Raw genomic sequence first — 11,932 nt, 5'->3', positions numbered from 1 at the left:
GCTTCTTCCCTCACCGTCCCTTAACCCCTTAAGCACAGTTCTTCACAGGACACAGTCCTTCAAACAAAGGTTGATGCCCAATGACTACCCCGACTCGTAACGACCGCCCGATCGTGCTCTCCGACCCGGCGGACCTTGACCCCACTTTGTCCCACCAGGTCGGTCGCACCGACGTGGAACTGCTGGACGAGACCATCGGCCAGTGTCTCGCCCGCATTGTGGCCGAATATCCGGAGCATGACGCGGTCATCGACTTCTATGGCGATGTCCACCTGACGTACACGGAGTTCTACCGCAAGGTGCAGCGCCTGGCCTCTGGGCTGCACGCTGCCGGCTACCGAAAGGGCGACCGTATCGGAATCTGGGCGCCGAACCGCTGGGAGTGGACTCTGGTGCAGTTTGCCACTGCCGAGATCGGTGCGATCCTGGTCTGCATCAACCCCTCCTACCGGCACAAAGAGCTTGTCTACGCCATGGGGCAGTCGGGCGTGAAGGGGCTGTTTTCCGCGGGCCGCTTCAAGGAGTCTAATTACCGCGCGATGATCGATGCGGCGGAAAGCCAGTTCAGCCGCCACAATTACAAGGAGACGATCTTCTTCGGCTCCGAGCGCTGGGATGAGCTAGCCAACCATGCCATCCTCGACCTGAATCCGGTGCGCGAGCAGCTGCACCCGGACGATCCCATCAACATCCAGTACACCTCCGGCACCACGGGCATGGCGAAGGGCGCGACGCTGACCCACCGCAACATCCTGAACAACGGCTACCTGGTGGGGGAGACCCTGCAATACACCGACCAGGACAAGGTCGTGATCCCCGTTCCCTTCTTCCACTGCTTCGGCATGGTGATGGGCAATCTGGGCGCCATCACCCACGGCGCAACGACCATCATCGCGGCCCCCGTGTTCAACCCGCAATCCGTGCTGGAAGCGGTGGAGCACGGCAAGGCCACCAGCCTGTTCGGTGTGCCGACGATGTTCATGGCGGAACTGGATGAGATCGAGCATGCCAAGGCCAAGGGTAAGACCTATGACCTGTCCAGCCTGCGCACTGGCATTATGTCCGGCACTGCCTGCCCCACCCGCACGATGCGGCAGGTGATGGACATTATGAACATCAACGAGATCACCATTGCCTACGGCATGACGGAGACCTCGCCGGTGAACCACCAGACCCTGGTGGACGATCCGATCGAGAAGCGAGTGGGCACCGTCGGCCGCCCGAACCCACACATTGAGGTGAAGATCGTCGACCCGGAGACCGGCGAGACGGTTAAGCGTGGCGAGCAGGGCGAGATCCTGATCCGCGGATTCCTGGTGATGCAGGGCTACTGGGATATGCCGGGTAAGACCGCGGACGCCATCGACGAGGACGGCTGGATGCACTCCGGCGACCTGGGAACGATGGACGAGGAAGGCTATGCCCGCATTACCGGCCGCGCCAAGGACATGGTGATCCGCGGAGGGGAGAACCTCTACCCGCGCGAGATCGAAGAGTTCCTCATGACGCACCCCGATATCTCCGACGTGCAGGTCGTGGGTGTGCCGGACGAGAAGTACGGCGAGGAGCTGATGGCCTTCATCATCATGCGTGAGGACAAAGCCCCATTGGATCAGCCGGCAGTCCGGGAATTCTGCAACGGGGAGCTGACCCGCCACAAGATCCCGAAGTACGTCCAGTGTGTGGATTCCTTCCCCATGACGCTGTCGGGCAAGGTGCGCAAGGTTGAACTGCGCGAACAGGCCGTGGAGCTGCTCGGGATCTACCAAAAGTAGGCAACCACCCACCCCCCCAAACAGAGCTCAAACAGATTCAGATAGAAAGGAAGCAACCGTGAGTACTACAGCACCACATCATTCAAAACTGCGCACTGCCGCGGAGGCAATCGCTGACATTAAAGACGGCGCCACCCTGGCCGTCGGCGGATTCGGGGTGTGTGGCATCCCGCAGGTTCTGCTCGAGGAGCTCAGCCGTACGCAGATCAAAGACCTAGAAGCCGTTAGCAACAACGCAGGCCTGGATGGCCGGGGTCTGGGCCTGCTACTGGCCAATCACCAGCTTCGCCGCATCGTGGCCAGCTATGTGGGGGAGAACAAGGAGTTCGCCCGCCAGTATCTAGACGGTGAGCTCGAGGTGGAGCTCACCCCGCAGGGCACCCTGGCGGAGCGGCTGCGTGCTGGCGGCTCCGGTATCGGTGCCTTCTTCACCCGTACCGGCGTGGGCACGCTCGTCGTCGAGGGCGGCATGCCGTGGAAGTACGACCAGGCAGACAAGACCAAGGTAGAAGTCGCCTCCCCGGCGAAGGAAACCCGCACCATCGACGGCGAGGACTATGTCCTGGAAACCGCCATCCGAGCCGACTTTGGCCTGGTGCGCGCCGCCATCGCCGATAAGGATGGCAACCTGCGCTTCGCCAAGACCGCCCGCAACTTCAACCCCCTGGCTGCCATGAGCGGCAAGATCTGCATCGTGGAGGCCGAGAAGGTCGTGGAGGTCGGCCAGCTGGACCCGGACGATATTCACCTGCCGGGTGTTTTCGTCCACCGCATTGTGGAACTGACCCCGGAACAGGCTGCCGACAAGATGATCGAAAAGGAGACCGTGCGATGACCGGCTGGACCCGACAAGAAATGGCTGCTCGCGCCGCGCAGGAACTCGAAGACGGCCAGTACGTCAACCTCGGTATTGGCATGCCCACCCTCGTGCCGAACTACGTGCCGGAGGGCGTGACCGTGTCCCTGCAATCGGAAAACGGCATGCTTGGTATCGGCCCTTACCCGGAGGCGGGCCACGCTGACCCAGACCTCATCAACGCGGGCAAGGAAACCGTCACGGCACTTCCCGGCACCAGTTACTTCGATTCCGCCGTTAGCTTCGGCATGATCCGCGCGGGAAAGATCGACGTCGCCATCCTCGGCGCCATGGAGGTCAACGCCCGCGGCGACATTGCCAACTGGATGGTGCCCGGCAAGATGGTTAAGGGCATGGGTGGTGCCATGGATCTGGTTGTCGGCGCGCGCCGCGTTATCGTCCTCATGGATCACACCACCAAAACCGGGGAGCCGAAGCTCATCGAGGAGCTCACCCTCCCCACAACCGGGCTCGGCGTGGTCGATCGGATCATCACGGATCTTGCCGTTTTCGACCGTGACGAGGATGGGTTGAAGTTGGTGGAGCTGGCACCGGGCGTCACCACAGAAGAGGTAGAAGAAAAGACCGCGGTACCCTACACAACGGCGCTGGGGTAAGAGCATTCAATCGGCTTCGCTGAAACATCGTTCGTGCCATACTTGAGGGCACGACGCAGGCTTTTTTAAGCGATGACGCCACTAGTTTCGAAAGTTAGGAATAATCAGATGACCTTGCAGGAAGACCCGAAGGACATTGTTGTTGTAGGCGCAGCACGCACCCCGCAGGGGCGTATGCTCGGCGCGCTGGCGAAGAAGAGCGCGGTAGATCTGGGCGCAGAGACCATCAAGGCCGTGCTGGAGCGCGCGGGTGTGGCGGCGAACGAGGTGGATTACGTACTGATGGGTCAGGTCGTGCAGGCGGGCTCCGGGCAGAACCCCGCGAAGCAGTCCGCTGTAGCCGCAGGCATCCCGATGAACGTGCCCGCCATGACCGTGAACAAGGTGTGCCTATCCGGCCTGGATGCCGTGATTAACGCCTCTCGCCTGATCCACCTGGGCGATGCCAGCATCGTTGTCGCCGGTGGTCAGGAGTCCATGACGAACGCCCCGCACATCGCGGCGGGCGTGCGCGCGGGCAAGGGCTACGGCTCCCTGGCGCTGCAGGATTCCCTGGAGCGCGACGGCCTGTCCGATCCGAACGAGGGCACCGCCATGGGCCTGGAGACTGACGAGGGTAACGCCGAGCGCGGCATTACCCGCGAAGAGCAGGACGAGATCGCAGCCCGTTCCCACCAGCTGGCTGAGGCCGCGACCAACGAGGGCATCTTCAACGACGAGATCGTGTCGATCGAGGTCAAGGGCCGCAAGGAGACCGTGACCGTCTCCGCTGACGAGGGCATCCGCCCCGGCACCACCACCGAGGGGCTGGCTAAGCTGCGTCCGGCCTTCGTGAAGGACGGCACCATCACCGCCGCCTCTTCCTCCCAGATCTCCGACGGTGCGGCAGCGGTGGTGCTGACCACCCGCGAGAACGCTGAGGCCAAGGGCCTGGAGATTCTGGCCACTCTGGGCGAGTACGGTCAGACTGCCGGCCCGGATACCAAGCTGCACTCTCAGCCATCGCAGGCCACCGCCGCGGCGCTGAAGAAGGCAGGCTGGGAGGCTGGCGACCTGGACTTCCTGGAGATCAACGAGGCTTTCGCCTCCGTCGTCGCACAGTCCATCAAGGACCTGGACTACCCGCTGGAGAAGACCAACATCCACGGCGGCGGCATTTCCCTGGGCCACCCGATTGGAGCCTCCGGCGCCCGCCTGGTGGTACACGCGGCACACGAGCTGAAGCGCCGCGGTTCCGGCAAGGCCGCCGTTTCCCTGTGTGGCGGCGGCGGTCAGGGTGACGCGCTGCTGCTGTGGCGCTAAGTCTCCGCACAGGGGCTTGTGCCAAGCTGCTGCCGCTTGCCGTCGGCGCGGCAGCGGTGTGCACGTGCTGCGCCATCGCCGCAGCCGATCCGCAGTCCCCGGACGGGGTAATCCCGGTATGCCCCACGAAGGCACTGCTTGGCATTAACTGCCCCGGCTGCGGATCGATGCGCATGATCCAAGCTCTGGTCCAGGGGGACTTCGGCGCAGCACTGCACTACAACGCGGTTGGGATCCTCGGGCTCGTACTGCTGGCCTGGAGTTGGCTGGTGTGGACCGCGCGATCGTGGGGGAAGCGAATCCCTAACTGGGAACACTTCCGACATGCGCCGCTGGTGGTGGGAATAGTGATCGGCCTGTGGTTCGTTGCGCGCATCCTGCCGTTCCCGCCGTTTCTGGAACTACGCGTATAGATTCCCCTTTGCAGTCGACCTTGCAATCGGCGTTGCAACACTTTCTTGCATTCCTCTGATACTTTTGGGGCGTATTCGCAGCACGGCCTCGCAAAGGATCCACATGACCAATCCCTATGACCAGACCCCCTCCAATGAGGATCCCTTCGGGTTGCAGGGAGGCCAGGGCTATCCCTACAACAGCGGCTACAGCCAAAACTCTAATCTTGGAAACAACCAGCATCCAAAGCCAACGCAGCCTCCGAGTTATGGCAGCTACCAGAACCACTATCCGAACCAATCCGCCGGTTACGGCGCCCAACTAGGTCAGGAATACCAGCCAGGTGTGGGGCGCACTGCACCGGACAACTGGCTTTGGGCCACTATTGTGATCACGATCATGTGCTGCTCACCCGTGGCAGCCGTGGGTATCTACTTCTCCTCCCAGGTGGAGGGGCGCTGGCAACAGGGGGACTATGCCGGGGCGAAAAGCGCTTCCGATACGGCGAGGAACCTAGCTCTAGCTGGCGCCGTAGTTACCTGTTTAATGTTTATAACGTACGTCGTAGTGATGGTTGTCTTTGTTGGCAAGACCCTCGATGAGGTTCTCTGAGAGGTAGAGTTCTAGCTGACCAACACCATAATCGCAGCCATCACTGGTAGCGCGAGCCCCGTGGAAACCACCGCGGTGTCTCGCGCTAAGACTTTATTCACACCGAAACGCTGGGCATAGGTGAAAACGTTCTGGCCAGTCGGGAGGGCGGCCAGGAGCACCATGGCTAAGAGCAACTGAGATGAGGCGTCACAAAGAAATACGCCGTAGAACGCGGCGATGGCGGGGTGCACGACAGTTTTGACCAGCGACGCCGCCCACACAGAACGACGGGGCGATAGACCTGGCTGGAGTACGCGAACCTCCGCCATCGACATGCCAAAGGCAATGAGGGCACAGCCGACAGTCGCGTCTGCAATGATTCCCAGTGGGTCGGCGATGATGCCGGGCAGAATGAAGCCCGTGTTGTGCTGCAGCAGCGAGATGACGATTCCGATAGTTGCGCCGATGATGAGCGGGTTCTTCAGGATCGTCAGCACAGTGGAGCGGACGAAGCTGGTGGTCTGCTTGCCGGTGCGCATGTCCAGCGCAAGTACGCTCAGCGGGCCGTAGAATCCGACCTGGAAGAGGATGACGGGGAGGGTAAGGGTGGGATCGTCCATCAAGTGTGCGGCCAGGGGGATGCCGAGGTTTGAGCCGTTGCAGTAGGTGCAGGCCAGCATCGCGATGATGGAATCCTCGGTGGATCGCCGCGTAATCCAGCGATAGCCGAGGAATGCCAAGAAGCCCGTGGTGAGCGTAGACAGCGCCACGACCAGAAGGTTCGGGCCGAAAAGCTGGGCAATGTCCGTTTTAGACATGAACGTGATCAGCGTGCAGGGCAGCGCGATCCAGAACACGAACATGTTCAGGGTATAGACCGCATTGGGGCCTAAAAGCCGAAGACGCCCTACTCCGAAGCCGATCGCTATGACGAAGATGACGACGGCAAAGCCGGAGAGGACATTCAACATGAGGCTATGTTAAGTATTTGCGCCTTAAGCGCAGTAATCGCGACCTTAGTTAACCCCGTAGTACGCGGACTTGTCCACCACGTAGGCGTTGGCGAACTTATCGGTGAAGGACTGATTTTCGGGGCTCTGGCCAATGGTCACACCCACTGCGATGTACAGCGCGACCTGTACCAAGCCACCTACCATTGGGATGAGTCCCAGTACGGCGCCGAGGATGTACCAGCTGTTGCGCTTCAACGAGTCAACGGCGGACAGGTTCTGTCCATTCACGGAAATAACTCGAGCGCCGATGGCCATCTTGCCGATAGTGGCGCCCTTCTTGGTCTCCATGATGACGCGGTAGGCCAGCCACACGATCAGCATGATCAGGCTAGAGATTGCAACCTTGCCGGTGGGGTAGGGGACGTCTACCGCATCGGGCGACTCTGCGTTCATGGTTGCCCGGAACCAATCCATCAGTTCCGCGCCGCAAATGGCGTACATCACGATGCCGTTCAAGACAACATGCACCAACAGGCTGTCGATGATGAGCGCCAGAAGGCGCTTCCAAGCGCCCGGGCGGTTGCTGCCGAACATGGCACCGTTGTTGGCCGCAGCATTCGGGAATGCGGGCGCGCCATAAGCATTGGGATCGCCGGCGCCGTAGCCACCCTGCTCAGCGCCGTAACCGGCCTGCTTGGCGCCGTAGCTGTTCTGTTCCGCGCCGTAACCGGTCTGCTCGTAGGGGTTGGAGTCGCCGGAGTTTCCGCCGGTGTAGGCGTTGTAGTCCGGCAAGTCATTGGAACCGAAGTCTCCATTGGGATAGTTGTTGTTATTACTCAACTGCGGGCTTCCTAACTGTTGTTCGACTTGCGTCCGAATGTGTCTGCGCCCCTCTAATCCCGATAGGCGTAGGGGAGCGCTTAAGAGTTTTACTGTGCAAGCTTAGCGAAGAAAGCCGCCAGGCCGCCGGGCGGGTGGCTAAAAAGGTACGAAAAAGACCCGCCGCCTAGCTCGCGCTTTCGCACGGGGCGGTGGGTCTTGATCGTGTCTGTTAAACGTCTCCAGGCCGCAGCCTTTTGCTGCTAGCCCGAAAGGGCACAGCGGTTTAGCGGCTGTGGAAGGGCAGGAGTGCCATCTCGCGCGCGTTCTTCACGGCGGTGGCAACCTGGCGCTGCTGCTGCGGGGTCAGGCCTGTCACGCGGCGAGAACGAATCTTGCCACGCTCAGAGATGAACTTACGCAGCAGGTCGTAGTTCTTGTAGTCAACCGTCTCAATGCCCTCGGCCTTGAGCGGGTTCTTCTTCGGGCGGCGGGACTGTTCCATCCGCGCCTTCTTCATGTTGGTGCGCTTCATTTTTAAAGCTCCCCCTTACCAGCTGGACTTGCGTACGCCCGGCAGCTCACCGCGGTGAGCCATTTCGCGGACACGTACACGGGACAGGCCGAACTTACGCAGGTAGCCGCGCGGGCGGCCATCGGCTGCATCGCGGTTACGGACGCGAACTGGGGAAGCGTCGCGGGGCTGACGGTTCAGCTCCCACTGTGCATCTAGACGCTCTTCGTCGGTGCTGTTCGGGTTCTTGATGATCTTCTTGAGCTCAGCGCGACGCTCCGCGTAGCGGGCGACGATTTCCTTGCGCTGCTCGTTCTTCGCGATCATGGACTTCTTAGCCATAGATTATCGCTCCTCGCGGAATTCGACGTGCTTGCGGGCAATCGGATCGAACTTCTTCAGAGTGATGCGATCCGGGTTGTTGCGCTTGTTCTTACGGGTGACGTAGGTGTAACCGGTGCCAGCCGTAGACTTCAGCTTGATGATTGGGCGGATATCGTTACGTGCCATAGTTAGATCTTCTCCCCACGGGCTCGGATCTTGGCAACGACAGACTCGATGCCGTCACGGTCGATGGTCTTCAGGCCCTTGGTGGACACGTTCAGCGTGATGGAACGGCCCTCAGAGGGCAGGTAGAACGTACGACGCTGGATGTTCGGGTTCCAGCGACGGTTCGTGCGGCGGTGCGAGTGGGACACAGACTTGCCGAAACCCGGCTTGCGTCCCGTGACCTGGCAATATGCCGACATGGGTTTTCTCCTTCCACCGGAGAGTACAGATAGCAGCGCCGCGCACAGCTAAAACCCATGGTTAGACAGGCCATGTATTTTACGTGGTGGGACGCTGTTTTTAGTCTGCTTCCGTCCGGCGATGACGTTTACATAGACAACAGCGGGAGCTAACGTTACCGCACCGTGGCGCCATAACCTAATCGCTGTTTATGACGCCCCTTGGTCCCCACTGCACCCCGTTCCAGCATGGGAAACGCGATTTTAATAATGGCCTGTTCCTTCGCTATCATAGTTCCTCGTCGTGCGACCAACTTTGTCGCGCCCTTGTGGGGCTCGGTAGACGAGTGGCCTAAGGGGCGTCAATAAAGAAGGCGCGCTGCTTTTTATGACCCGACTCAGGCACGACCCGCGCAAGGGATGCGCAGGACCGACCTGTTGTACACACTCCTAGGGAATAGAAGGAAACCATGAAGAAGGATATCCACCCTGACTACCACCCCGTAGTCTTCAAGGATGCGAGCACTGGCCACCAGTTCATCACTCGCTCCACCGCTACCTCCGACCGCACCGTTGAATGGGAAGACGGCAACGAGTACCCGCTCATCGTCGTTGACGTGACCAGCGAGTCCCACCCCTTCTGGACCGGCGCTCAGCGCGTCATGGATACCGCCGGCCGCGTGGAGAAGTTCCAGCGCCGCTACGGCAACATGACCCGCCGCAAGAAGAAGTAAGACCTCTTCACACCACAGCAGATCACAAGAAACCAATTTCATACCTTTAATAAGGAGGTAGACGACAATGGCAGTTCCGAAGCGCCGTATGTCCCGTGCAAACACGCACTCCCGCCGTTCCCAGTGGAAGGCCGATAACGTTGCTCTGCAGCACGTTAAGGTTCAGGGCCAGGATGTTCAGATTCCTCGCCGACTGGTGAAGGCCGCCCAGCTGGGCCTCATCGACCTGGACTAGTTCCAACTGATTGCGCTATCCCCGTCGCACATCGTGTGGCGGGGATTTTGCATGCACAGAAAAGGTCTGAAAACCTGTGCTTTCTTTAAAAAAGTCGTTGCGCACGGGCATTGAGAGGAATTCGTAGGCACAATGGAGCGCATGAAGATTCTTGTTGTAGATGACGATCAGGCTGTGCGCGAATCGCTGCGCCGCTCCCTGATCTTCAATGGCTACACCGTCGTGCTGGCAACCGATGGTGAAGAAGCCCTGAAACTCATCGCAGAGGAAAGGCCTGACCTGGCCATCCTGGACGTCATGATGCCGAAGAAGGACGGGCTGGACGTGTGCCGCGAGCTGCGCAGCCACGGTGATGACCTGCCCATCCTGCTGCTTACCGCCCGCGATTCGGTCTCCGAGCGCGTCGCCGGCCTCGATGCGGGCGCGGATGACTACCTGCCGAAGCCCTTCGCCCTGGAGGAGCTGCTGGCGCGAACCCGATCGCTGTTCCGCCGCGCCGCCCGCCCGGCAATCCAAGAGGGCGAAGCTAGCGAGCCGCTGCGCTTCGAGGACCTGACTCTGAACCAGGAAACTCGCGACGTCTATCGCGGAGACCGCCAGATCAGCCTGACCCGCACCGAGTTCGCGCTGCTGGAGTTGTTGATGAACAACCCGCGCAAGGTGCTTTCCCGCAATAGCATTCTGGAAGAAGTCTGGGGCTATGATTTCCCGACCTCCGGCAATGCCCTGGAAGTCTACATTGGCTACCTGCGCCGCAAGACCGAGGCCAACGGTGAGACTCGTCTGATTCACACAGTCCGGGGAGTGGGATACGCGCTGCGTGAGACCGCCCCGTGATCCTTCGTAGACTCCCGGAGGACATAGGTGCGGTCGCGGTTGAACCCGCACTAGCGTCCCCCGCCTCTGACGAGGGCGATCACCCAAGCGAAAGCAGGGGAGATCGCCTCATGCAGTCCGTGCAGTTTTCCCTGCGCGGGCTGTCTCTGCGTGTACGCCTGGCAGGATTAACTGCCATTGTGGTGATGCTCTGTATTGCGATCATTACCCTGTCCTCCTACACCACCGTGAAGCAGGTGCTGTCGCAGGAGATGGACAAGACGCTGCAGACGCAAGCTCAGGCTTACATCGATTCCGGCTTCGAATTCCCCTCCAGCCAAACCGGCGAAGGGGAAAACTATCGCCCCCGTTTCTTCGACGCAGACAACAACATGAGCGTGTTGATTGTCCCCGCCGAACAAGCAGGGCGCCGCGCTGATGTGCAGAAGTTCGAAGGCATCCTCAGCCCTGACGAAATCAGTGTGCTGGTCGGCGACGATCCCTACGTGTTCCAGACGGATGGCGACCATCGCTCGTTCACCATTGCCGCCCTCGACGGGCGCGTGATTGTGCTCCGCCTGGACATCTCCTTCACCAACCAGACGCTGGAGTCGTTGTGGTTGGTGTTGATTCTGATTGCGGTCACCGGCATCGTGGCCTCCATCATCGCGGGTATTGCGGTGGCGAACTCGGGTATCCAGCCGATCACTCGACTCCGCCGCGCTGCCGATGAGGTCTCGCGCACCGGCGAGCTGCGCCAGATCCCTGTGTATTCCCACGACGAGTTGGGCTCCCTCACCGAGTCCTTCAACAACATGATGAACGCGCTGCAGGACGCGCAGATTAAACAGAAGAACCTCGTCGCGGATGCTTCCCACGAGCTCAAAACGCCGTTGACCTCGCTGCGAACCAACATCGAGTTGCTGATGTTGGCGTCCCAAAGAAAGGGCGAAGGTGGCCCCGGCATCAGCGACGAAGACCGCAAAGACCTCGAAAGAGACGTGATCGCGCAGATCGAAGAGATGAGCTCGCTGATCGGCGACCTTGTCGACCTTGCGCGCGAGGACTCCACCCCTGAGGTCATGAGCACCGTGGAGATCTCCGAGCTCATCTCGCAGGGCATCGAGCGCGTGCAGCGACGGCGCCCCGACGTCACCTTCACCACGCACCTGATCGATTGGCAGCTGCGGGGTGATTCTTTCGCCCTGTCGCGCGCCTTGCTGAACCTTCTGGATAACGCGGCGAAATGGTCGCCCGAGGGAGGCGTGGTGCGCGTCTGGATGCAGCCCATTGCAGGTGAGGGTAGTGACGCCGCAGCCTCCGGCGCCGAGGACTTCAACGAAAGCGAGGTGGAGATCCGAGTGGCGGACTCTGGACCTGGTATCCCCAAGGAGGACAGAGAGAAAGTGTTTGACCGCTTCTACCGGTCCATCAAGGCGCGGGCGATGCCCGGATCCGGGCTTGGCCTGGCCATCGTGAAGCAGGTTATCGAGCGGCACCACGGAGTTATCGTGGCCGACGAGTCCGACGACGGTGGTGCGTTGATGCGAGTAGTGCTGCCCGGACAACCGGGTTAGCGATGTGGCAGAGAAAAAT

16 protein-coding genes are annotated in these 11,932 nt (G+C 60.7%); 10 read left to right on the top strand and 6 right to left on the bottom strand.

Annotation, left to right across the window (positions count from 1 at the left end; translation table 11 throughout):
- Positions 1 to 80: 80 nt before the first annotated feature.
- The 6 genes from HMPREF2678_RS08855 (at position 81) to HMPREF2678_RS08830 (ending at position 5,555) form a co-directional block, all read left to right on the top strand.
- The gene (locus HMPREF2678_RS08855) at positions 81 to 1,775 is read left to right on the top strand and encodes an AMP-binding protein (protein WP_035008475.1); all 1,695 of its coding nucleotides are present in this window, start codon (positions 81 to 83) and stop codon (positions 1,773 to 1,775) included.
- Positions 1,776 to 1,833: 58 nt separating this feature from the next.
- Positions 1,834 to 2,610, top strand: a complete 777-nt coding sequence (locus HMPREF2678_RS08850) for a CoA transferase subunit A (protein WP_035008477.1) — start codon at positions 1,834 to 1,836, stop codon at positions 2,608 to 2,610.
- Positions 2,607 to 3,248 carry a CoA transferase subunit B gene (locus HMPREF2678_RS08845; protein WP_034967475.1) on the top strand — a complete coding sequence of 214 codons (642 nt, stop codon included), beginning with the start codon at positions 2,607 to 2,609 and terminating at the stop codon, positions 3,246 to 3,248. Before HMPREF2678_RS08850 ends, HMPREF2678_RS08845 begins: the two co-directional genes overlap by 4 nt.
- 108 nt (positions 3,249 to 3,356) lie before the next feature.
- The gene (locus tag HMPREF2678_RS08840) at positions 3,357 to 4,550 is read left to right on the top strand and encodes an acetyl-CoA C-acetyltransferase (protein ID WP_034967471.1); all 1,194 of its coding nucleotides are present in this window, start codon (positions 3,357 to 3,359) and stop codon (positions 4,548 to 4,550) included.
- The gene (locus tag HMPREF2678_RS08835) at positions 4,541 to 4,963 is read left to right on the top strand and encodes a DUF2752 domain-containing protein (RefSeq protein WP_070552010.1); all 423 of its coding nucleotides are present in this window, start codon (positions 4,541 to 4,543) and stop codon (positions 4,961 to 4,963) included. Before HMPREF2678_RS08840 ends, HMPREF2678_RS08835 begins: the two co-directional genes overlap by 10 nt.
- Positions 4,964 to 5,066: 103 nt before the next feature.
- Entirely contained in the window at positions 5,067 to 5,555 is a 489-nt protein-coding gene (locus HMPREF2678_RS08830; RefSeq protein ID WP_034994284.1) for a CD225/dispanin family protein, read from the top strand.
- A gap of 11 nt (positions 5,556 to 5,566) precedes the next feature.
- On the opposite strand, the gene HMPREF2678_RS08825 is transcribed toward HMPREF2678_RS08830, so the two are convergent.
- The 6 genes from HMPREF2678_RS08825 to rpmB all read right to left on the bottom strand — a co-directional run bounded on the left by HMPREF2678_RS08825 (position 5,567) and on the right by rpmB (position 8,572).
- Complete coding sequence (locus tag HMPREF2678_RS08825) at positions 5,567 to 6,508, bottom strand: AEC family transporter (protein ID WP_035001157.1); 942 nt, start codon at positions 6,506 to 6,508, stop codon at positions 5,567 to 5,569.
- A gap of 45 nt (positions 6,509 to 6,553) precedes the next feature.
- The gene (locus HMPREF2678_RS08820; protein ID WP_051891420.1) at positions 6,554 to 7,330 is read right to left on the bottom strand and encodes an RDD family protein; all 777 of its coding nucleotides are present in this window, start codon (positions 7,328 to 7,330) and stop codon (positions 6,554 to 6,556) included.
- A 265-nt stretch (positions 7,331 to 7,595) separates the two neighbouring features.
- On the bottom strand, positions 7,596 to 7,844 hold the full coding sequence (gene rpsR / locus HMPREF2678_RS08815; protein ID WP_005293672.1) for a 30S ribosomal protein S18: 249 nt from the start codon (positions 7,842 to 7,844) through the stop codon (positions 7,596 to 7,598).
- Between the two features lie 15 nt (positions 7,845 to 7,859).
- Positions 7,860 to 8,165 carry a 30S ribosomal protein S14 gene (gene rpsN, locus HMPREF2678_RS08810; RefSeq protein ID WP_034967453.1) on the bottom strand — a complete coding sequence of 102 codons (306 nt, stop codon included), beginning with the start codon at positions 8,163 to 8,165 and terminating at the stop codon, positions 7,860 to 7,862.
- 3 nt (positions 8,166 to 8,168) lie between these two features.
- On the bottom strand, positions 8,169 to 8,333 hold the full coding sequence (gene rpmG / locus HMPREF2678_RS08805) for a 50S ribosomal protein L33 (protein WP_005279910.1): 165 nt from the start codon (positions 8,331 to 8,333) through the stop codon (positions 8,169 to 8,171).
- 2 nt (positions 8,334 to 8,335) lie between these two features.
- On the bottom strand, positions 8,336 to 8,572 hold the full coding sequence (gene rpmB, locus HMPREF2678_RS08800) for a 50S ribosomal protein L28 (protein WP_034967450.1): 237 nt from the start codon (positions 8,570 to 8,572) through the stop codon (positions 8,336 to 8,338).
- Between the two features lie 449 nt (positions 8,573 to 9,021).
- Here rpmB and HMPREF2678_RS08795 point away from each other — a divergent pair, with 449 nt between their 5' ends.
- The 4 genes from HMPREF2678_RS08795 (at position 9,022) to HMPREF2678_RS08780 (ending at position 11,913) form a co-directional block, all read left to right on the top strand.
- Entirely contained in the window at positions 9,022 to 9,285 is a 264-nt protein-coding gene (locus tag HMPREF2678_RS08795; RefSeq protein WP_005293662.1) for a type B 50S ribosomal protein L31, read from the top strand.
- 67 nt (positions 9,286 to 9,352) lie between these two features.
- On the top strand, positions 9,353 to 9,520 hold the full coding sequence (gene rpmF, locus HMPREF2678_RS08790) for a 50S ribosomal protein L32 (RefSeq protein WP_011273951.1): 168 nt from the start codon (positions 9,353 to 9,355) through the stop codon (positions 9,518 to 9,520).
- Positions 9,521 to 9,661: 141 nt separating this feature from the next.
- On the top strand, positions 9,662 to 10,357 hold the full coding sequence (locus HMPREF2678_RS08785) for a response regulator transcription factor (protein ID WP_034972554.1): 696 nt from the start codon (positions 9,662 to 9,664) through the stop codon (positions 10,355 to 10,357).
- A 110-nt stretch (positions 10,358 to 10,467) separates the two neighbouring features.
- Positions 10,468 to 11,913, top strand: a complete 1,446-nt coding sequence (locus HMPREF2678_RS08780) for a sensor histidine kinase (RefSeq protein ID WP_237744375.1) — start codon at positions 10,468 to 10,470, stop codon at positions 11,911 to 11,913.
- Positions 11,914 to 11,932 lie beyond the last annotated feature (19 nt).

Origin of the sequence: Corynebacterium sp. HMSC058E07 (genome assembly GCF_001809885.1) — a bacterium.
Classification (GTDB): domain Bacteria; phylum Actinomycetota; class Actinomycetes; order Mycobacteriales; family Mycobacteriaceae; genus Corynebacterium; species Corynebacterium macclintockiae.
This window is presented reverse-complemented; position numbering and strand designations above follow the sequence as displayed.